The sequence below is a fragment of the Hydrogenophaga sp. genome (assembly GCF_026125785.1).
In the GTDB taxonomy this organism is placed as follows: domain Bacteria; phylum Pseudomonadota; class Gammaproteobacteria; order Burkholderiales; family Burkholderiaceae_C; genus Hydrogenophaga.
Window position 1 is genome coordinate 1 of the sequence record NZ_JAHCKL010000029.1, and the last position, 21,099, is coordinate 21,099.

A 21,099-nucleotide genomic window follows, 5' to 3' on the forward strand; every position below is an offset into this window, starting at 1 on the left:
CTTGTTGGTCTTGCGACCTGGACTCTTTCGAGTCCTTCTTCGCAATCGCCTTCAAACGCCCACGCTTATCGGCTGTATGTTTTTAATGATCCAGTGACTCAGGCAGCTTTGCAACCACCCTTTTCACTCAAACCCCGCCGCGATCAGCAGAGCCTCAGATTATGACACAGTTTTCAGAGGACTGTCAAAAATCTTGCGATTTTCTTTTCCCCTGCTTCTTGCGAAGCACAAGGCTTGTGTGCCGGCCTTGCTTTGCTGCAAAGTGAGCAGCGAAGCCTTGCAGTATACGACAGTTTTTGCGCTTTGGTCAAAGTCGCTCCAACTTTTTCGTCGGTCGTTCCGGCGGCGGGACTCGCGTGGCCGCGCGTACGCAGCGAGGGCACAAGGATAATCAGAGTCCCTTGGCATCACGCTTGGCATGGCACTCCTCACACTACAAGACGCGCAACTGGCCTTTGGCCACGTTGCCTTGCTCGATCACGCCGACTTCTCTCTGGAGACCCAGGAAAGGGTTGGGCTGATCGGCCGTAACGGCACTGGCAAATCCTCGCTTCTGAAGATACTGGCTTCGCTGGAGAAGCCCGACGATGGCATCTTGCAGTTCCAGACCGGGCTGCGGGTGGCGTATGTGGCACAAGAGCCGGCACTGGACCCGTCCTCCTCCGTATTTGAGGCCGCCAGCATGGGCCTGGCGGACGCGCGGTCGGCGCGGGATTTGTATCTCAGTGAAGCGGAGGGGCTGGATCTGGACGCACTTCAGAACCGCATCGAGGCGCTGGATGCCTGGAACTGGGAGCAGCGCGTAGAAGAAACTCTGCAGCGCCTGCATCTACAGGGTGATGCCCTTGTCGGAGAACTTTCGGGTGGGAACCGCAAACGGGTCGCGCTGGCGCAGGCTCTGGTCAGCCGCCCAGACGTCCTGCTGCTGGACGAGCCGACCAACCACCTGGATATGGACAGCATCACCTGGCTGGAAGACTTGCTGCTGGAATACAAGGGCAGCGTCGTGACCATCAGCCACGACCGGGCGTTCCTGGACCGGGTGGCGACACGCATGGTTGAACTGGACCGGGGCCGACTCTTGAGCTACCCGGGCAACTTCGCCCGCTACCAGGCACTCAAGGAGGAGCAGATGGCGCAGGAGGCGGTGATGAACGCCCGTGCAGACAAGCTTCTGGCGCAGGAAGAGGTGTGGATTCGCAAGGGTGTGGAGGCGCGCCGCACGCGGGCGCAGGGCCGCATCACGCGCCTGGAGAGGCTGCGCGAGCAACGGGCCCAACGCCGGGACGCGCTCGGCCAAGTCAAGATGGAAGTGGCCAGTGGCACAGCCAGCGGCAAGATCGTCGCGGAACTGGAGAGGGTGAGCCACGCCTTCCCCACCGCCGATGGCGGCAGCCGCACCGTGATTCGCGACTTCTCGACGACGGTGCTGCGCGGTGACAAGATTGGAGTGATGGGCCCGAATGGCGCCGGCAAGACCACTTTGCTGAAGATCATCCTCGGGGAACTGGCTCCGCAGGCCGGCCTGGTGCGGCAAGGCAGCCGCCTGAGTGTGGCTTACTTCGACCAGATGCGCGACCAACTCGACCTGAACGCGACGCTGGAGGACTTCATCAGCCCGGGCAGCGAGTGGATCGAGATCGGCAGCAAGCGCACCCATGTCAAGAGCTATCTGGGCGATTTCCTCTTCTCTCCGGCGCGCGCCAACGCGCCTGTGAGCACGCTCTCGGGGGGAGAACGCAACCGTCTGTTGCTGGCGCGGCTGTTCGCCCGCCCGGCCAATGTGCTGGTGCTGGATGAGCCCACCAACGATCTGGACATCGATACGCTGGAGTTGCTGGAGGACTTGTTGCAACAATACGAGGGCACGGTGTTTCTGGTCAGCCACGACCGCCGTTTCCTGGACAACGTGGTGACCAGCACACTGGTGTTCGAGGGCGATGGGCGATGGCGCGAGTACGTAGGCGACGTGCAGGACTGGCTGACGCAGTCGGCAAGGGCTCCTCAGCCCGCCGCTGCGGCACCCGCGGCTGCGCCGACGAAGCCGGCTTCGTCGGCGCCGGCTCACCGGCCGGCGCCCGCCGCCCCAGGAAAGCGCAAACTGAGCTACAAAGAGCAACGCGAGTTTGAAGCACTGCCCGGGCGGATCGCGGCACTGGAGGCCGAGCAGGTGTCGATCGATAGAGATCTCGATGGCGGTCAACTTTTTCACAGCGACCCGGTCCGTGCGGCTCAACTTGGCCAGCGCCACGCCGAAATCGAAGAAGAATGGCTTCAGGCCCTGGAGCGCTGGGAGGCGCTTGGCGGCAGCTGAGGTCCCCGTCCGGGAAACCCTCAGCGCCAGAATGCCCTCTTGAACAGCCCATGACGCCAGACCGTCTTGCCTTCGATCTGCAACGCACGCTGAACGAGCTTCAGCAGGAGCGCGAGCGCACGCAACGGTTGCTGACCGAGCTGGAACACCAGAACCGGGAGTTGGATCGGCTGCGCAGCACCGTGCACCGCGAATCCAACAGCCGCCTGCTGGCGGAAGAGGCGCTTGACGAGACGAGGGACCGCCTGCAGTTGGCCGTTGATGCCGCCGGGCTGGCGCTGTGGGACTGGCAGATGCCGGCGACCCAGGTGTTCCTGACGGCCCGGTGGGGCGAATTGCTGGGAGATGTGGCCGCTGATGGCTACTGGGAGGTCAACGACCTGCAGGCGCGCCTGCACCCGGAGGACATCGAGACCATCCGGGTACAGCTCAAGGCCTTGCTGGAAGGCCGCGTGCAGCGGGCAGTCGTGCAGCACCGGGTACGCACCGCCGAGGGCTGGCTGTGGGTGGAAACGCACGGCATGGTGGCGGAGCACGACCCCAAAGGCAAGCCGTTGCGCCTCATGGGCACGATCAGCGACATTCGCGAGCGCAAGCGCATGGAGCAGGACAGCGCGCGCGCGCGTGAGCTGGCGGAGCAGGCCAGTCGCGCCAAAAGCGAGTTCCTGGCCAACATCAGCCACGAGGTGCGCACGCCGCTCAATGCCATCATGGGCCTGACCCGCATGCTGATGGACTCACCGCTGAATGCGGAGCAGGCGAACTGGCTGTCGCTGATGGACAACTCGGCGCGCAATCTGCTGGAATTGCTCAACGACGTACTGGATCTTTCGCGCATCGAAGCGGGCAAGCTGCAGATCGAGCAGACGCGTTTCGATCTTCGAGAGACTCTCGAGCAAGGGCTCGCGCCCTACATGGAGCAAGCCAGGGAAAAGCCGCTGGACATCCGTTTCGACTTCGACGAAGCGCTGCCGCGCTGGGTGGTGGGGGATCCGGGCCGGCTGCGGCAGGTCTTGAGCAACCTGCTTTCCAACGCCATCAAGTTCACGCCCAAAGGTGGCCTGATCGAGATCAAGGCCATCGGTACGCCGGCACTTTCCGGGGACGGACAGCGGCAGTGGCTGCTGCACGTGCGCGACACCGGGGTAGGCATCGCCCGCAAGCACCAGGACAACATCTTTGATGCCTTCACCCAGGCCGACGCGTCCACCGCCCGGCGCTATGGCGGCAGTGGCCTGGGACTGGCCATCTGCTCGCGACTGGCCCGGTTGATGGGGGGCGACATATCGCTGCAGAGCGAACTGGGCCAGGGCAGCACGTTCAGCGTCACCCTGCCGCTGCGTGAAGCACCGGCGGACCTGCTGGCGCACATCCATGTCTCCACGGAGCTCATGGACATGACGCAGACCAACCAGCGCTACGTGGGTCTGGTCGTACTGCTGGCCGAGGACCATCCCGTCAACGAACTGATGATGCGCCAACTGCTGCTGCGCATGGGCTGCACGGTGCGCGTGGCGCGCGGGGGCGTGCAGGCGGTGGCGCAATGGGAGCAGGGTGGCGTCGATCTGGTTCTCATGGACGTGCAGATGCCTGGCATGAGCGGGCTGGATGCCACGCGGGAGATCCGTGCGATGGAGGCGCGGCGCAAGCTGCCCCACACGCCCATCGTCGCGGTGACGGCCAACGCCATGGCTGGCGACCGGGAGGCCTGCCTGGCGGCGGGCATGGACGGCTATACGGCCAAGCCGGTGAGTCCGCAGGCCCTGATCCAGGAACTGGACCGCGTGCTGCAACTGCGCGAGGCCGCTGCGCAAGCGCAACTGCAGGACGAGGCGGCGCCGGAGACCGCCCCTCACTGGCCTTCGGAAGTGGACACCCTCCCACCGGCCATTGGTGAGCCGGCGTCCATGGCGCCGCGGGCGACCAACCATCTCGAGGCGCTGGACGTGGAGAAGCTGTTGCGCCGCCTGGACGGCGACGAGGACACGCTGCGCCAGCTCGCGCTGGTCATGCGGGCCGATCTGGCCTCACGCCAGATCGAGCTGCAAAAGGCACTGGAGTCCCGGGACAAGTCGGCCGCCGTGGCGCATGCCCATGGCCTGAAGGGCTCTCTGGGCAGCATGACGGCAGAGCGTGGCGCACGACTGGCCAAAGGCCTGGAATTGGCCGCTCGCTCGGGCGACTGGCACCTGTTCGCCCGGGCTTTGCCCCTGCTGCAGGTGGAGGCGCGCCAGATCGATCAGGCGCTGGCCGACATCCTGCAACCCGACAACCGCGACCTGTTCGACACCCGCCACTGAGGCGGATGGCGACGGACGGATCAGGCGGCGCGCGTCAGGCGTGAGAAGACACGCCAGAACGCGGCGTCCTGTGTGGTGGCGAAGTTGATGCGCATCAGCGTGCTCGGCGCACGCGCGGCGTGAAACAGGGCTCCCGGAGCGATCAGGTACCCCTCATCCAGCATGCGCTGGGCCAGTGCGTCGGTGTCCACGCCCGTGTCGACCCACCCGAACAGGCCGACTGGCTCGGCCGCGAAACGGCAACCCGCCGCCAACGCCAGCTTGATGCTGCGCGCACGCGCGGCGTCAAGCCGGGTCCGGATGCGCTCGGCATGCCGGCGCAACTGGCCTTGCTCGATGCACAGGGCCAGCGCTTTCTCCAGCAAGGCCGGCGTGGTCAGGGTGGTCAGCAACTTGGTATCCAGCAGGGGCTCCACCAGCGCCTGCGGCGCCGCCATGTAACCGATGCGCCAGTTGGGCGCCAGTATCTTGGCAAAGCCACTCACGTAGATGGTTCGCTGCAGTCCATCCAGCGCACTCAGTCGCGTCGCATGTTCGGGCGCAATGTGGCTGTACGTGTCGTCCTCGACGATATGAAAACCGTGCTGGTTGGCCAGTTGCAGCAGGCGGTGCGCGCTGCCAGGCGACAGGCAGTAGCCGGTCGGGTTGTGGAACACGCTCACGCTGACGTACAGCTTGGGTTGGTGTACCTCGCAGTAACGCGCCATCACCGCCAGGTCCGGCCCATCGGGTCCGCGCGGCACCGGCAGGATGCGCATGCCCAGCGCGGACAGCCGCGCGAACTCCACCGCCCAGCCCGGCTCCTCCACCATCACCGGATCCCCGGTGCGCAACAGGGTGCGGCTGACGATGTCCAGAGCGTGCGTGGCACCCACGGTGGTGATGATGTGCTCGGCGCTGGTATGGATGTTCAGGGTCGAGAGCTTCTGCGCCAGCAGGCGGCGCAGGCCGCCGTCGCCCAAGGGCTCCCCGTACTGCAACGAAAACTCCTGCAGAGAGCGCGTGCCCGTGACCTTGCGCACCGCCGCCGGCATGAAGGTGGACTCCATCCAGTCGGGGGGAAACACACCCATGCCCGGCTGCGGCTTCTGGCTGACCTTGTGGAACATGCCGCGGATCAGGGTGGCGGCGCTGATAGGCGCATCGCCGCCCCTGGCAGGCTGGCCGGGCAGCGGCCCGGCCATGCGGGCGGGCGCCTCGACCGCCGCACCGTGGGCACGCGGCGGCTGCGCATCGCGCACGAAGAACCCCCGGTTCTTGCGGGCCACGATCAGGCCCTGCGCCAGCAACTGGTCGTAGGCCGCCACCACGGTGGACGGGCTCACGCCATGCTGCTGCGCGCACTGGCGCACGGAAGGCAGGCGCGCGCCCGGCGCCAGCAGGCGGTGGCGCACCCGTTCGGCAAAGCGGGCAGCGAGTTGCTCGGTCAGGGATTGTGCGGAGGTCTTCATCAACATGGAAGGGCATCCTGGGAACGGGTCCTGTACTGTCACGGCGACCAATACAGAACACCAACTGCGCTGGCAAACTGTATTGATTGTGTACTGCTTTGGAAGATTACATTGAATTCAGCGTCACCACCATCACGAGACATACCCGCCCCACCATGAGCCCGTCCGAGCTCACCGCCCTGCTGCTGCTCTGCTCCGCCATGAGCTTTTCGCCCGGGCCGAACACCACCTTGTCCACCGCGCTGGCGGCCAACCTGGGGCTGCGCCGCGCGCTGCGGTTCTGCGTGGCGGTTCCCATCGGATGGACACTGCTGATGCTGGCCTGCGGCTTGGGCGTGGGTGTGCTGGTGCAGAGCCTGCCGGCGCTGCGCTGGGGCGTGAAGCTGCTGGGCGTGGCCTACATGCTGTGGCTGGCGTGGAAGCTGGCCGGCGCCAGCCGGCTCGCCGAAGCGGACACCTCGCGCCTGAACGTCACGTTCCTGCACGGCGTCGGCCTGCAGTTCCTCAACATCAAGGCCTGGATGCTGGGCCTGACGCTCACCGCCGGCTGGGTCGTGAACGCCGAAGGCAGCCCCGCCAGCAACCCCGGCGAACGCCTGGCGCTGATCTGCGCCGTGATGGTGTTCTTCGCGTTCACCAGCAATTTTCTCTATGCCCTGATCGGCTCCCTGCTGCGCCAGTGGCTGGCACAGGGCCGGCGCCTGCGGTGGTTCAACCGGGTGCTTGCCCTGGTGCTGGTGGCCACCGCTCTGTGGATGCTCCAGGTATGAACCGCCGCACTTCGGACGCCCGCCCCTGGTGGAGCCAGGACACGCACAAGGGCATGCTGCTGGGGTTTGTCGGGGTCACCGTCTTTGCCCTCACGCTGCCCATGACCCGGCTGGCCACCGGCACGGTGGATGCGCCGCAGATGTCCGGCGTGTTCGTCGCGCTGGGCCGGGCGGTGGTGGCGGCCGTGCTCTCGGCGTTTTTCCTGCTGGCCACGCGAGCACCCTGGCCACGCCGCGAGGATCTGGCGCCTCTGGTCCTCACCTCGGCCGGCGTGGTGTTCGGTTTCCCGCTCTTCACCTCGGTGGCGATGCGGTATGTGGAGGCGGTGCACGCCAGCGTGATCGTGGGCGTTCTGCCACTGGCCACGGCCGCGGTGGCCGCCCTGCTCTACCGGCAGCGGCCCTCGGTGGGGTTCTGGCTGTGCGCGGTATTGGGCAGTGCGCTGGTGGTGGGATTCGCCCTGCTGCGCTCCGGTCAGCCCGGTCTCGCCCTGCACCCGGCCGACGGCCTGCTGCTCGCGGCCATGGCCTGCGCGGCGGTCGGCTACGCCTACGGCGCACGGCTGTCGCAGCGCATGCGGGCCGAGCACGTCATCTGCTGGGCGCTGGTGCTTGCGCTGCCCATCACGCTGCCCCTGGCGCTGTTGCACTGGCCAGTGGGCGAATTGAAGCCTTCGGCCTGGGGTGGCTTTGCCTACACCGCCGTGTTCTCCATGTGGCTGGGCTTCTTTGCCTGGTACCGTGGGCTGGCGCTGGGCGGCACCGTGCGCGTGAGCCAGGTGCAACTGGTCCAGCCCTTCCTCGGCATGCTGTTCGCCATCCCCCTGCTCGGCGAACAGCTGGACGGCCTCACCCTGGGCTTCGCCCTGGCCGTGATCGCCACCGTGTTCATCGGCAAGCGCATGCCGGTGCAGACGGTGCGCTCGCGCGCAAACACCTTGTCTTCCCGAACAACCTGATCCGATCGCAACGGAGCTTCCGATGAAACCGAACGACCTGCACACCCCTGTCAACTGGACCCTGGCGCGCCGCGCCGAACGCATGAACCCCTCGGTGATCCGCGAGATCCTCAAGGTGACCGAGCGCCCCGGGATCATCAGCTTTGCCGGCGGGCTTCCCTCGCCCGCCACGTTTCCGGTGGAGGCCATGCGCGAAGCCTGCGAACGTGTGCTGCGCGACGACGGACCGGCCGCCCTGCAGTACGCCGCCAGCGAGGGCTATGGCCCGCTGCGCGAATGGGTGGCCGCCAGCCTGCCCTGGCCGGTGGATCCGGCGCAGGTGCTGATCACCACCGGCTCGCAGCAAGGCCTGGACCTGGTGGCGAAGGTGCTGATCGACGCCGGCAGCCGCCTGCTGGTGGAGACGCCCACCTACCTCGGTGCCCTGCAGGCGTTCACGCCCATGGAGCCGCGGATCGAGGGTGTGGCCAGCGATGCCGGCGGCGTGGACGTGGCGGCGCTGCAGCGGCAGTTGGGCGCGGGCGATGCGCCACCGCGCTTCCTGTACGTGCTGCCCAATTTCCAGAACCCCACCGGGCGCAGCATGGACCTGGCGCGGCGCCAGGCGCTGGTGGCCGAGGCCTCACGGGCGGGTCTGCCACTGGTGGAGGACAACCCCTACGGCGACCTCTGGTTCCACCAGGCGCCGCCGTCACCGCTGACCGCGCTCAACCCCGAAGGAGGCGTGTACCTCGGTTCTTTCTCCAAGATCCTCGCGCCCGGCCTGCGCCTGGGCTTCATCGTGGCACCGCGCGCCGTCTACCCCAAGCTGCTGCAAGCCAAGCAGGCGGCCGACCTGCACAGCCCCAGCTTCAACCAGCGCATGGTCGCCGAAGTGCTCAAGGACGGCTTCCTGGACCGCCACGTGCCCACCATCCGCGCGCTCTACAAGCGCCAGTGCGAGGTCATGCTGGGCTGCCTGGAGCGCGAGATGGCCGGGCTGGACGTGCAGTGGAACCGGCCCGACGGCGGGATGTTCCTGTGGGTGCGCCTGCCGGCCGGCGTCAGCGCGATCGAACTGCTGCCCAAGGCGGTGGACCGCGGCGTGGCCTTCGTGCCGGGCAGCGCCTTCTTCGCCGGTGAACCCGACGAACGCACCATGCGGCTGAGCTTCGTGACCGCGAGCGCGGAACAGATCCAGACCGGCATCGCAGCGCTGGCGGCAGCCATACGCGAACAGGTGCAGGGAGCCTGACCATGCGCAGGCTCTGGGGTCGGTTGAGTTCGATCAACGTCCGCAAGGTCGTGCTCTGCGCGCAGGTCCTGGACCTGGACCTGCCACGCACCGACGCCGGCATGGCCTACGGCGTGGTGGACACGCCCGAATACCGAGGGCTCAACCCCAATGGCCTGGTCCCGCTGCTGCAGGACGGCGACTTCACGCTCTGGGAGTCGAACGCCATCGTGCGCTACCTGTGCGCCCAGGCCGGGCGGCTGTATCCCCAGGATCTGCGGACCCGCTTCGACGCCGAGCGTTGGATGGACTGGCAGCAGACCACCCTCAACCGCGCCAGCGGACCGGCCTTCGTGCAGTGGATCCGCACGCCGGCCGAGCGGCGCGATGCGGCCCTGATCGCGCAATCCGTCGCCGCCACCGAGCCCCTGTTCGATCTGCTGGACCACCACCTGGCCAGCCGCGACTTCATGGCCGGCGACCAGCTCACCATGGCCGACATCCCCATCGCCTGCGAGGTGCATCGCTGGTGGGGGCTGCCACAGCCTCGTCCGGCCTGGCCGCACCTGGAACGCTGGTACGCCGGTTGGCTGGCCATGCCGGCCAGCCGTGGCGTGCTGGACCTGCCCCTGTCCTGAACGGAGAGATGCCCATGACCCCCCACGCATACAAACAGGTCGATGTCTTCACCGGGACGCCCTACCTGGGCAACCCGCTGGGTGTGGTGCTCGACGGCACCGGCCTGAGCACCGAAGCCATGCAGGCCTTCACCGACTGGACCAACCTGTCCGAGTGCACGTTCCTGCTGCCACCGACCGACGAAGGCCACGCCGCTGGCGCCGACTACCGCGTGCGCATCTTCTGCCCCGGGCGCGAACTCCCCTTCGCCGGCCACCCCACACTGGGCAGTTGCCATGCCTGGCTGGAGGCGGGCGGCCAGCCACGCGCGGCGCACGTGGTGCAGGAATGCGGGGTGGGGTTGGTGCGCATCCGACGCGACGGCCCACGCCTGGCTTTCGCCGCCCCACCGCTGCGGCGCAGCGGTCCGCTGGAGGAAGCCGACGTGGCGCTGATCGCACGCAGCCTCGGCCTGGCGCGCGGCGATGTGCTGGCGCACGCCTGGTGCGAGAACGGCCCGCCCTGGCGCGCGGTGATGCTGCGCTCGGCCGCGCAGGTGCTGGCCGTCCGGCCCGACGCCAGCCTGCTGGGCGACATGGAAGTCGGCCTGGTGGGGCCACAGCCTGCGGGCGTTGACACCGCCTTCGAGGTCCGGGGCTTCTTCCGCACGCGCCACGGGCTGGCCGAGGATCCGGTCACCGGCAGCCTCAATGCCGGATTGGCGCAGTGGATGATCGGTGCCGGCCTGGCCCCGGACCGCTACGTAGCGGCGCAGGGCACGGCACTGGGCCGTGCCGGCCGCGTGCACATCGAGCGCGAAGGCAGCCAGACCATCTGGGTGGGTGGTGGCTCGGTCACCTGCATCGACGGTGAGGTGATGCTGTGAACAAACCCGTGGCCCTCACCGCCGCGCAGGCCCCGCAACGCACCAAGGCGTCCAACTACCCCGAGCCCTTCGCCTCGCGCATGGCGGGCCGCATCAAGCACCCGCTGGGCGACCTGTTCGGCCTGACGAACTTTGGCGTCAACCTCACCCGACTGGCTCCGGGCGCGGTGTCCGCTCTGCGCCACAGCCACAGCCGGCAGGACGAATTCATCTATGTCCTGCAAGGCCACCCCACCCTGCACACCGACGCCGGCCTCACACCGATGGCGCCGGGAGACTGCGCGGGCTTCCCCGCTGGCACCGGCAACGGCCACCGGCTGGTGAACGACACCGCCGACGAAGTGGTCTACCTGGAGATCGGCGACCGCACCGACGGCGACCAGGCCGCCTACCCCGACGACGACCTGATGGCGGTGCGCGAAGGCGCGCAATGGCGCTTCTGCCACAAGGACGGTTCACCGTACGCCTGAGACCATGGATCACCACCAGCCCCTGCCCACACTGCCGGACATCGAGGCCGCCGCCGAGGTGGTCTACCAGGCCTTTGCGCCCACGCCGCAGTACCGCTGGGCCACGCTCAGCCAGCGCCTGGGCACCGACTGCTGGGTCAAGCACGAGAACCACACGCCCGTGGGTGCCTTCAAGATCCGCGGCGGCCTGACCTACTTCGACCAGTTGCGCCGGCGCCAGGCCTTGCCCCGTGCCGTGATCAGCGCCACGCGCGGCAACCATGGCCAGAGCGTCGCCTGGGCTGCGCGTGCGCACGGCGTGGCCTGCACCATCGTCGTGCCGCACGGCAATTCCGTGGAGAAGAACGCGGCCATGCGCTCCCTCGGCGCCACCCTGGTCGAACACGGCGACGATTTCCAGGCCAGCCGCGAACACGCCCTGGCCCTGGCGGCGGCCAGCGGCGCGCACATGGTCCCGAGCTTTCACACCGACCTGCTGCGTGGCGTGAGCACTTATTGGTGGGAATTCCTGCGCGCAGCGCCCGGGCTGGATGTGGTCTACGTGCCCATTGGCCTGGGCTCGGGGGCCTGCGCGGCCATCGCGGCGCGCAACGCGCTCGGGCACCGTGCGCGCATCGTCGGCGTGGTCAGCGCGCATGCCACCACCTACGCGGATTCGCTGGCCGCGGGGCGGGTGGTGGAGGCCCCGGTGAGCACGGTGCTGGCCGACGGCATGGCCTGCCGCGTGGCGGAGCCCGGTGCGCTCGCGCACATGGCAGCGCACATCGACCACATCGTGCAGGTCAGCGACGAGGAAGTGGCGCAGGCCATGCGCACGCTGTTCGCCGATACGCACAACGTCGCCGAAGGGGCGGGTGCGGCCAGCTTCGCGGCGGCCTGGAAGGAGCGGGATGCCCTGCGCGGTCAGGCCGTGGGCGTCACGCTCACGGGCGGCAACGTGGACAGCGCGATGCTGGCCTCGGTGCTCAGGCCGGGCGGATGAGCCGCGCCACGATTTCGCAGAACGCCTCCACGGCATCGGTCTTGAACACCACCTCGCGCACGCCGGCGGCACGCGCCTCGGCCTGCAGTTCATCGGTGATGTAACCCGAAGCCACGGCCACCGGCAGTGCGGGACTGAGTTCGAGCACGGCGCGGGCCACGTCCAGCCCGGACATGCCGGGCATGTTGTAGTCGGTGAGCAGCAGGTGGAAGCCCTGGGGGTCGGCGCGCACCGCCTCGATGGCCTGGCGCTGATCGGTGAAGGCGGTCACCCGGTAGCCGCGGCGCTCCAGCAGACGGCGCACCAGAAACACCAGGGTGTCGTCGTCGTCGAGGTAGAGGATGTGCGCTGCGTCTTCGGCCATGGGGATCGTCTCCGTCGAGAGGGTTTCGCCGTGTGCGGGCGTCGTGGCGACCATTGTGAACGCATCGGCGCTCGCTGTCGCCGAGGGCGACGCTCCGGGGAAATACAGCGTGAAGGTGGTGCCCTGGCCGGGTTGGCTGCTCACGTCGATGTCGCCGCCGTGCATCTGCACGATGCCCAACACCACCGCCAGCCCCAGACCGGTGCCCTGGCCGGAAGACTTGGTGGTGAAGAAGGGTTCGAAGATGCGCTGCAACACGTCTTCGGCCATGCCGCAGCCGGTGTCCTGCACGCGCACCCGGGCCGCATCCGCACCCACCTGCGCGCAGGCCTGAGCCACCTCGCGCGGCAGACGCGGGTCATCATGGGCCACGCGGTCCACCAAATAGCTCACGCGCCCCGGCCGCCCGTGCATGGCATGCACGGCATTCGTCCCCAGGTTGATCAGCACCTGTCCCATCTGGGTCGCGTCGGCCAGGATCAGCGGCGTATCCGGCTGGCATTCCAGCAGCAGTTGCACTTGCGAAGGCAGGGCCGCGCGCAGCAGCGTGCACGACTCGGTGGCGATGTCGCCCACGCGCACCGGGGTGCGCTCGGCCGGCTGCTGGCGGCTGAACGCGAGAATCTGCCGCACCAGCTCGCGCCCACGCCTGGCCGCGGTGCTGATCTCGTGCAGGCTTTCACGCGAGGACGCGTCGGGTGCGAGATCCTGCCGAGCCAGATCCGCGTTGCCGAGGATCGCGGCCAGGATGTTGTTGAAGTCGTGCGCCACACCGCCAGCCAGGGTGCCCAGCGCCTCCATCTTCTGCGACTGCGCGAGCTGGGCCTGCAGGCGCTTCTGCTGCGCCTGCACTTCGCGCAGCGACGTGATGTCGATGAAGGTAACCACCACGTGGCGCAACGCGCCTTGCGACGTCAGTTCCGGGTAGGCGTTGCACAGGGCCCAGCGCACCTCGCCTGCCTGCATCACGGGCACGCCCACGATCACGCTGCGCACCGGCAGGCCGGTGGCCAGAACCCGCTCGAAAGGCATCTCGTGCCGACGCATGGGTTGTCCGTCCTCGCGCAGCATGTTCCAGGCCGCCATGGTGGGTTCGGGCAGCGCGCTGTTGGCTCCGCCCTCGCTCCAGCCCAGAAAGCAGCGCGCTGCGCTGTTGATGCTGGACAGCGTATGGTCCGGACGGAACACCATCACGCCGGCACTCAGGTTGTCGATCAGCGCGCGCGAGTTGGCCTCGCGGGCCTGCAGCCCCTGGCGTGCGCGGTCACCCTCCTGCCGCAGCCGGTGCGACAACAGCGTGCCATACAGCATCACGCGCAGCAGGCGCGCGAGCACGAAGAAGAACAGCGTGACCGGTGCCGCGACCTCCAGCGAGATGCCCCCCAGTGGCACCGCCGCCGCGAAGCCCACCAGGACGGTGGCTTCCACCCCCGTGAGCAGCTTGAGCGCCTGCAGCTCGGGCACCTGGCGCTGAGGATCGGCGCGCACCATGTCTCGCAAAGCCAGGACCATGATGGCCACGGTGGTCAGCACGAAGATCAACTGGCGGACCGGCGGCAGGTCCCAGACCTGCAGGAAGAGCAGTTGCGCGGCCACCACGGCCACGGAGGCGACCACCACCCGGCTGGTGGGACGGGAGAAGTTCAGGTAGCTGCGCAGCCCCATCCAGGCCAGCAGGCCGCCCACGGTGAACATGCTGTTGGCCACGGCCACCGTGAAGACCTCGGGCCCGAAGCCGCGCATCAGCATGCCCAGCGAGCCGACGATGGCGGCTACCGCCGACAGCGCCCACCAGCCGGGACCACCGATGCTGGGATAGCGGCGCATCTGGCCCCAGAAGGCCAGGCCGATGAGCATGTCGATGCCCAGCCGGACGGCCAGCAACGTCTGCATGTCAAACAGCATGGTCAATCAAGGGGGACATCCCGCTGGATTGAACCACGGCCACCCAGGTCCAAGCCTTGGAATACCGCCCCAAACGACGGCGAGTTCTTTCGATCAGGTCCAGGGGCAGACGCCTGCGCGACTGCCAGGCGGGCCGCCAGTCGCTGCCGGGACAAAGCGGGCGCGAAGCCCTGACCCAGAATCCCGGCCATGGGAACGCTCTACCTCGTGCGGCATGGCCAGGCCTCTTTTGGCGCGGACGACTACGACCAACTCAGTGAACTGGGCCACCGGCAAAGCGTGCGACTGGGGCAATACTGGGCCGAACGCGGGCTGCGATTCGACGCCATCCTCACAGGCACGCTGCGCCGCCACACCCAGACCCTGGCGGGCATTGCCGAGGGCGCTGCGAGCGGCCTGCCCCAGGCCCTGCCCTGGCCGGGCCTGAATGAGTACGACAGCGAGGCCGTGATCGAGGCAATCCACCCACACCCGCTGGAGCGGCCGCGCAGCGCCGCCGAAGCGCCCGAGCTCTACCGCCGCCACTTCCGCCTGCTGCGCGACGGGCTCGCGCAATGGATGGCGGGCACCGTCAGCCCGCGCGGCATGCCCAGCTACAACGATTTCGTGCGCGGCGTGACCGACGCCCTGGACCAGGTGCGTGCCCACCCTGTGGGCAGCCAGGTGCTGCTGGTCTCCAGCGGCGGCCCGATCGCCACCGCCGTGGGCCACGTGCTGGGCTTGAGCCCGGAGGCCACGATCGAACTGAACCTGCGCATACGCAACAGCGCGGTCACGGAGTTCCAGTTCTCCCCCAAGCGCCACACGCTGCTCACCTACAACACCCTGCCCCACCTGGACCACCCGGAGGTCCGGGACTGGGTGACCTACGCCTGACCGGGCATGGACTGGTAGGCGGTGCGCTCGCTCAGCGTGTCGGCGGGCAGGCGGTCGATTTCTGCCAGCATCTGCGCCAGGGCGCGGCCCGCCGCATCGAGCAGGGCCTGCCCCTTGGCGGCGGTACCCGCACTCGCATGGCCAACCGCCCCATTCGCGTTGTAGTCCTGTATTTGCCAGCCCAGCTTGGCGCTGCGGCCATTGCCCAGGATGGAAAAACGCTGCGCACGGTCCTGCGAGGTGGAGCGGAAGTACTCGGCCTGCGCCATGCGGACACGCTGCGGCGCCAAGGCCAGCATGAGCGAGGTCTCGATCTCGCCAGCATGGATGCCAAAGCGGTGTTCGTCGGCACTGAACAGGGCGTTGACGTCCTGACCATCCGCGCCGATCAGCGGCAGGTTGAACCAGCTCACGCTGTAGACCAGCATGCCCAAGCGCGCGCGCAGGTCACGCGCGACCAGGTCCATCGCACCGACCTGCCCCCCATGCGCGTTGAACAGCACGAGCTTCTTCACGCCACTGGCGGCCACGCATTCACCGATCTCGGTCCACAGGCGCAGCACGGTCTCCGCCTTGAGCGTGAGTGTGCCGGCGAAGCGGGTGTGCTCCGGGCTGAAGCCCAGGGCCTGGGTGGGCAGGAACAACGCAGGCAGATCGGCCGCCAGATGCGGCAGTGCCGCCGCGACGATGCCGTTGGCGATGTCGGTGTCCACCGACAGCGGCAGGTGCGGGCCGTGTTGCTCGGTGGCCGCCACCGGCAGCACGGCGATGGCCCGGGCCTTGTCCAGCGCGGCGAAGTCGGCGGTGGTGAGGTCGGACCAGTGGCGGGAGGGGGCGACGGACATGTGCGCATCTTAAGGCCGCCCCGTAAGATGCCGGCATGACCCAGGATCTCTTCCGGCAGGACGCCTACCTCCAGGCCTGCGAGGCCCACGTGACCCATGTCGACGCCCAGGGCATCGTGCTCGACCGCACGGTGTTCTACCCGCTGGGCGGCGGGCAAGCCGGCGACACCGGCGCGCTGCTGCTGGCCGATGGCACGGCGATCGCCATCGCCGACACCCGCAAGGGCAAGGACGCCGAAGGCCGCGCCACGGCAGACATCGTCCATGTGCCCGCGCCAGGGCAGGACGCCGTGATCGAGCGCCTTGTGTCCGTGGGCACTCCGGTGCAGGCCCGTATCGACTGGGCACGCCGCCACCGCCTCATGCGCTTTCACACCGCCACCCACCTGCTCTGCCACCTGGTGCCCGTACCGGTGAACGGCTGCAGCATCACACCGGACTACGCGCGCCTGGACCTGCACATGACCGAGCCGCTGGACAAGGAGGCCCTGACCCGCGCGCTGGCGCGCCTGGTGGCCGAGGCGCATGCCCTCACCGTGGGCTCCGTCACCGACGCCGAACTGGACGCCAACCCCTCCCTGGTGAAAAGCATGAGCGTGGCACCGCCGCGCGGCAGCGGAACGGTGCGCACCATCCGCATCGGCGACGGCACCGTCCCGATCGACCTGCAGCCCTGCGGCGGCACGCACGTGGCCAACACGGCCGAGATCGGTGCGGTGGTGGTCACCAAGATCGAGAAAAAGTCGGCCACCACCCGGCGGGTGGTGCTGGGCTGGGCGCAGCCCTCCCTCGATCAGCCGTAGATGTAGCGGCGCGACCAGGGCAGCTCGTGCGCGAGCCGGCCCGACGGCCGGCAGACCACCTGGAAGAGAGATATCTCGTCGTGTTCGAAGGCCCAGGCGCAGCCGGCCAGGTACACGCGCCAGATGCGCCAGGTCTTTTCACTCACCAGCGGCTTGATCTGCTCGGCGCGGGCCTCGAAGGCATCGCTCCAGAGTTGGGTGGTGCGCATGTAGTGCCGGCGCAGGCTTTCGACGTCGAAGGCCTCCAGTCCACCTTCCTGCATGGTGCGCAGCACGGTGCCGATGTGCGGCAGTTCGCCCTGCGGAAACACGTAGCGGTCGATGAAGCTGCCTCCGCCATGGGCGGTCTCGCCGTCCTGCGGATCGGTGCTGGTGATGCCGTGGTTCATGATCCAGCCATCGGGCTTGACCAGGGAACGGATGTGCCCGAAGTAGTCAGCGAGATGGTCCAGCCCCACGTGTTCGAACATGCCGACGCTGGTGATGCGGTCGAACGGTCCGTCGTTCACGTCGCGGTAGTCCTGCAGCCGGATCTCGATGCGGTCTTCGAGTCCGGCCTCGCGCACGCGCTCACGCGCCAGTTCGTACTGGTTCTTCGACAGCGTCACACCCACGCAGTGGGCCCCGAACTTCTGTGCGGCGCGCAGCACCAGCGCCCCCCAGCCGCATCCGATGTCAAGCAGGCGCTGGCCCGGCTGCAGGCGGATCTTGGCGAGGATGTGGTCGATCTTCCTGAGCTGCGCCTCGGCCAGCGTCTCCTCGCCGGTCTCGAAATAAGCGCAGGAATACACCATGCGTTCGTCCAGCCAATGGGCATAGAACGCATTCGACACGTCGTAGTGGTACTGGATGGCCTTGCTGTCGCTCTCACGGGTGTGGCCGAAGCGGCGCCGCAGGCGCTGGATCAGGCCGTCCTTGCCCGACGGGGCGCCTTCGGCCAGCCGGTGCGCAACCGCCAGGATGTCGGACAGCGAGCCCTCCACATCGATCAAGCCTTCCACGTAGGCCTCACCCAATGTGTCAAGCCCCGGGTTGATCAGCAACGGCAGCGCTGCGGCATCGCGCACCCGGATTTCCACCTGGGGTTCGTCGAACTCACCCAGTTCGAGGGAGGAAGCCCCTTGCTCCCCCCAGCGCAGCCGAACCGGCACGTTCAGCTTCGTCTTGACCTTTTGCGCCCATGGCAGCAGAGCGCGCTCAACGATCGATCCCATGCATCAACCTCCAAGCCATTCCAGCCATTCGTTCCGTCCCACGACGGGTTGTACCGAAAGTGGGATTTCCTGTGAACCCCAGGGGTCTGACCCGACCATAGCACCCGGCCGATAATCGCGTGACCCGCCGGGCTGTCCCGGCACGGGCAGGAACTTGGGCGCGCACAGCCTCTCCTACCGCTGGCCACGTCCGCGCCCTCCCTCGACGCCCACCTTGTCCACCGCCCTGTTCATGCCCGCGATACCGCTCCCTCCCGCCGCCCGTGCCCTGCTCGTGGCCCTGCTGCTGCCGTTGTCCGCCCTGGGGCAGTCCCTGCTGGCAAGCAAGCCCGATGCCACCGTGGTGCAGAGTGAGCAGGCACGCGCCGAACTGATCGCCCACGCGCCCGATGGCGTGGCGCCGGGCAAACCGGTCTGGGTCGGCCTGCAGCTCACCCACGCGCCCGAATGGCACACCTACTGGAAGAACTCCGGCGACTCCGGCCTGCCCACCGAACTGCAATGGACGCTGCCGCCGGGCGTGAGCGCGGGCGACATTGCCTGGCCCACGCCGCGCAAGTTCCCCATCGGCACCCTGGCCAACTATGGCTACGACGGCACCGTGGTCCTGCCCGTGCCTTTGACGGTGGCACCCGGCTTCACCGGCAGCGAACTGGAGGTCCGGCTGCAGGCCTCCTGGTTGGTCTGCCGCAAGGAATGCATCCCCGAGGAAGGCAGCTTCGTGCTGCGCCTGCCGGCCCAGGGCTCGACCGCGCTGCACGGCGCGGCCTTTGAAGCCGCCTTCGCCGCCGCCCCCAAGGACCAGCCCGCGCAAGGCAGCCAGGCCAGCCCCGCGCAAGGCAGCCTGGGCGTTGCATTGGCGGGGCTGCCGGCCACCTGGCGCGGCCAGAAGCTGGAGTTCTTTCCAGAGACGCCCGGACTGATCGAGCCGGGCGCGGCCTGGAGCCAGCAGTGGGACGGCGACCGCTGGCAGGCGCAGGTGCCCTTGTCGCCCTACCGCAGCGAAAGCCCCGCCACCCTGCAACTGGTGGTGGCCCGCGCCAACCCGCCGGGCCAGGGCGCGGGCAGCGCCGGCGTGCGCGTGGAGGTCCCCGTGCAGGGGACCTGGCCCGCGGCCGCCGCCACACCCAACGCCGCCCTGCCGGAAGCGCTGCAGTCCGCGCTGGACGCCAACGCCACGCGCACCGGCAGTGGAGGTGGCAGCAGCGCGTCTTCACTCACCCTGGGGGCTGCGCTGCTGGGTGCGTTGCTCGGCGGGCTCATCCTCAACCTCATGCCCTGCGTGTTCCCGGTGCTCGCCATCAAGGTGGTGGCGTTCGCCCGGCAGTCCGGCGACCGCCGGGCGCACCGCGCGAACGGTCTGGCCTACACCGCCGGCGTGGTGCTCTCCTTCCTGGCGCTGGGGGCGTTGCTGCTGGCACTGCGCGCGGCCGGCGAGCAACTCGGCTGGGGTTTCCAGCTGCAAAGCCCGGCGGTGGTGGCCGCGCTGGCCGTGCTGTTCACCCTGATCGGCCTGAACCTGGCCGGGCTGTTCGAGATCGGCCAGGTGCTGCCCAGCCGCGTGGCCAGCCTGCAGGCGCGCAACCCCACGGCCGACGCGTTCCTCACCGGCGTGCTGGCCACCGCCATCGCCTCGCCCTGCACCGCGCCCTTCATGGGCGCTTCTCTCGGACTGGCCGTCGGCCTGCCCGCGGCGCAGGCCCTGGCGGTGTTCGGCGCGCTCGGCCTGGGCATGGCCCTGCCCTATCTGCTGGCCAGTTGGGTGCCGGGCGTGGCGCGCCTGCTGCCACGCCCAGGCCCCTGGATGGACACGTTCCGCCACCTCATGGCCTTCCCCATGTTCGCCACCGTGGTCTGGCTGCTGTGGGTGCTGGGCCAGCAGAGCGGGATCGACGGCGCGGCCGCCCTGCTCATGCTGCTGGTGGTGCTGGCCCTGCTGGTCTGGGCGCTGGGCCTGCGCGGCAAAAGCCGAGCCCTCATGGCCAGCCTCTCGGTGGCCGGCCTGGTCTGGCTGGGCTGGTCCATCGGCCCGCATGTGACCCGGCTGCAGGAAGCCTCGGGCACGGCCGGCCAGCCCGTGCCCACCTCCGTCGCCGGTCTGAGCTGGCAGACCTGGAGCCCACAGGCCCAGGCGGACCTGGTGGCGCAGGGACGCCCGGTGTTCGTGGACTTCACCGCCGCCTGGTGCGTGACCTGCCAGTACAACAAGCGCACCACGCTGGCCGACAGCGCGGTGCTGACCGATGCGGCGCAGAAAAATGTGGCGCTGCTGCGCGCCGACTGGACCCGCCGCGACCCCGCCGTCACCGCCGCCCTGGCCAGCCTGGGCCGCAACGGCGTGCCTGTGTATGCCATCTACCGCCAGGGCCAGCCCACGCAGGTGCTGTCCGAGATCCTCAGTGTCGAAGAGGTCCGCGCCGCCCTGGGCCGGCTGTAAGGAGTTCCCCCCCGCCCGCCAACCCCGCCACCACAGGAGCCTCACCATGCAACGCCGTCCCCTGCTGGCCTACGCGGCTTTCGCGCCGTTCGCCACCCTGCTGGTCACCCCCGCCTTCGCCGCCGTCGGCGTCGGACAGGCCGCCCCCGACTTCATCCTGCCCGACACCGGAGGCAAGCCGGTGAAGCTCTCCGACTTCAAGGGCCGCACCGTGGTGCTGGAGTGGAACAACCCGGGCTGTCCCTTCGTGCGCAAGCACTACCAGGGCAACATGCAGGCCCTGCAGAAGGAAGCCACCGGACAGGGCGTGGTGTGGCTGGCGATCAACTCCACGCGCGAGGACAGCGCCGACTACCAGACGCCGCCGCAACTGGGCCGCTGGATGGCCGAACAGAAGGCCAGCCCCACCGCCACGCTGATGGACGAGGACGGCAAGGTCGGCGAAGCCTACGCCGCACGCGTCACGCCGCACATGTACATCGTCAACGCGCAGGGTCTGCTGGTCTACGCCGGCGGCATTGACAGCATCCCGTCCGCGCGCGTGGCCGACATCGAGAAAGCCACCAACTACGTGCGCCAGGGACTGGCCGAACTGCGTGCGGGCAAGCCCTTGAGCGTGTCCACCAGCCGTGCCTACGGCTGCAGCATCAAGTACAAGAACGGTGCGGCCTGAACGGTCTGGTTGCCAGATG

At 68.5% G+C, this 21,099-nt stretch carries 17 protein-coding genes; 13 read left to right on the forward strand and 4 right to left on the reverse strand.

Annotated elements, in window-relative coordinates; all coding sequences use genetic code 11:
* Positions 1–418 precede the first annotated feature (418 nt).
* Positions 419–2,314, forward strand: coding sequence for an ATP-binding cassette domain-containing protein (locus KIT53_RS18825; RefSeq protein ID WP_297755911.1), 1,896 nt, complete (start codon positions 419–421; stop codon positions 2,312–2,314).
* Between the two features lie 50 nt (positions 2,315–2,364).
* A complete protein-coding gene (locus tag KIT53_RS18830) occupies positions 2,365–4,614 on the forward strand; it encodes a PAS domain-containing hybrid sensor histidine kinase/response regulator (RefSeq protein ID WP_297755913.1) in 2,250 nt (749 codons plus the stop codon).
* A 20-nt stretch (positions 4,615–4,634) separates the two neighbouring features.
* On the opposite strand, the gene KIT53_RS18835 is transcribed toward KIT53_RS18830, so the two are convergent.
* A complete protein-coding gene (locus tag KIT53_RS18835; RefSeq protein ID WP_297755916.1) occupies positions 4,635–6,071 on the reverse strand; it encodes a PLP-dependent aminotransferase family protein in 1,437 nt (478 codons plus the stop codon).
* 149 nt (positions 6,072–6,220) lie between these two features.
* Here KIT53_RS18835 and KIT53_RS18840 point away from each other — a divergent pair, with 149 nt between their 5' ends.
* Genes KIT53_RS18840 through KIT53_RS18870 form a run of 7 tightly spaced genes read left to right on the forward strand, consistent with a single transcriptional unit; the run spans position 6,221 to position 11,963 of the window.
* The gene (locus KIT53_RS18840) at positions 6,221–6,835 is read left to right on the forward strand and encodes a LysE family translocator (RefSeq protein ID WP_297755917.1); all 615 of its coding nucleotides are present in this window, start codon (positions 6,221–6,223) and stop codon (positions 6,833–6,835) included.
* Positions 6,832–7,794: a DMT family transporter gene (locus tag KIT53_RS18845; RefSeq protein WP_297755918.1), complete on the forward strand. Its 963-nt coding sequence runs from the start codon at positions 6,832–6,834 to the stop codon at positions 7,792–7,794. The genes KIT53_RS18840 and KIT53_RS18845 overlap by 4 nt, the downstream gene beginning before the upstream one ends.
* Positions 7,795–7,816: 22 nt before the next feature.
* A complete protein-coding gene (locus KIT53_RS18850; protein WP_297755920.1) occupies positions 7,817–9,028 on the forward strand; it encodes a PLP-dependent aminotransferase family protein in 1,212 nt (403 codons plus the stop codon).
* Between the two features lie 2 nt (positions 9,029–9,030).
* Positions 9,031–9,645 carry a glutathione S-transferase gene (locus tag KIT53_RS18855; RefSeq protein ID WP_297755922.1) on the forward strand — a complete coding sequence of 205 codons (615 nt, stop codon included), beginning with the start codon at positions 9,031–9,033 and terminating at the stop codon, positions 9,643–9,645.
* Between the two features lie 14 nt (positions 9,646–9,659).
* Positions 9,660–10,511 carry a PhzF family phenazine biosynthesis protein gene (locus KIT53_RS18860; protein WP_297755924.1) on the forward strand — a complete coding sequence of 284 codons (852 nt, stop codon included), beginning with the start codon at positions 9,660–9,662 and terminating at the stop codon, positions 10,509–10,511.
* Positions 10,508–10,981, forward strand: coding sequence for a cupin domain-containing protein (locus KIT53_RS18865; protein ID WP_297755925.1), 474 nt, complete (start codon positions 10,508–10,510; stop codon positions 10,979–10,981). The genes KIT53_RS18860 and KIT53_RS18865 overlap by 4 nt, the downstream gene beginning before the upstream one ends.
* 4 nt (positions 10,982–10,985) lie before the next feature.
* Positions 10,986–11,963 (forward strand): threonine dehydratase, encoded by a 978-nt coding sequence (locus tag KIT53_RS18870; RefSeq protein ID WP_297755926.1) that lies wholly within the window; start codon positions 10,986–10,988, stop codon positions 11,961–11,963.
* Here KIT53_RS18870 and KIT53_RS18875 read toward each other — a convergent pair.
* On the reverse strand, positions 11,947–14,220 hold the full coding sequence (locus KIT53_RS18875) for an ATP-binding protein (protein ID WP_297755928.1): 2,274 nt from the start codon (positions 14,218–14,220) through the stop codon (positions 11,947–11,949). The genes KIT53_RS18870 and KIT53_RS18875 overlap by 17 nt on opposite strands.
* Positions 14,221–14,421: 201 nt before the next feature.
* Here KIT53_RS18875 and KIT53_RS18880 point away from each other — a divergent pair, with 201 nt between their 5' ends.
* Positions 14,422–15,108 (forward strand): histidine phosphatase family protein, encoded by a 687-nt coding sequence (locus tag KIT53_RS18880; protein WP_297755930.1) that lies wholly within the window; start codon positions 14,422–14,424, stop codon positions 15,106–15,108.
* Here the strand turns inward: KIT53_RS18880 and KIT53_RS18885 are convergent.
* Positions 15,099–15,953, reverse strand: coding sequence for a creatininase family protein (locus KIT53_RS18885; RefSeq protein ID WP_297755931.1), 855 nt, complete (start codon positions 15,951–15,953; stop codon positions 15,099–15,101). The two genes, KIT53_RS18880 and KIT53_RS18885, sit on opposite strands and share 10 nt — an antisense overlap.
* 35 nt (positions 15,954–15,988) lie before the next feature.
* Between KIT53_RS18885 and KIT53_RS18890 the strand changes: the two genes are divergently transcribed.
* Positions 15,989–16,756, forward strand: a complete 768-nt coding sequence (locus tag KIT53_RS18890; RefSeq protein WP_297755933.1) for an alanyl-tRNA editing protein — start codon at positions 15,989–15,991, stop codon at positions 16,754–16,756.
* On the opposite strand, the gene KIT53_RS18895 is transcribed toward KIT53_RS18890, so the two are convergent.
* Complete coding sequence (locus KIT53_RS18895) at positions 16,747–17,970, reverse strand: cyclopropane-fatty-acyl-phospholipid synthase family protein (protein ID WP_297755936.1); 1,224 nt, start codon at positions 17,968–17,970, stop codon at positions 16,747–16,749. The two genes, KIT53_RS18890 and KIT53_RS18895, sit on opposite strands and share 10 nt — an antisense overlap.
* A 232-nt stretch (positions 17,971–18,202) precedes the next feature.
* Between KIT53_RS18895 and KIT53_RS18900 the strand changes: the two genes are divergently transcribed.
* Together KIT53_RS18900 and KIT53_RS18905 are read left to right on the forward strand one after the other, a co-directional pair.
* On the forward strand, positions 18,203–20,407 hold the full coding sequence (locus KIT53_RS18900) for a thioredoxin family protein (protein WP_297755982.1): 2,205 nt from the start codon (positions 18,203–18,205) through the stop codon (positions 20,405–20,407).
* Between the two features lie 46 nt (positions 20,408–20,453).
* Positions 20,454–21,080 carry a redoxin domain-containing protein gene (locus KIT53_RS18905; RefSeq protein ID WP_297755938.1) on the forward strand — a complete coding sequence of 209 codons (627 nt, stop codon included), beginning with the start codon at positions 20,454–20,456 and terminating at the stop codon, positions 21,078–21,080.
* Positions 21,081–21,099 lie beyond the last annotated feature (19 nt).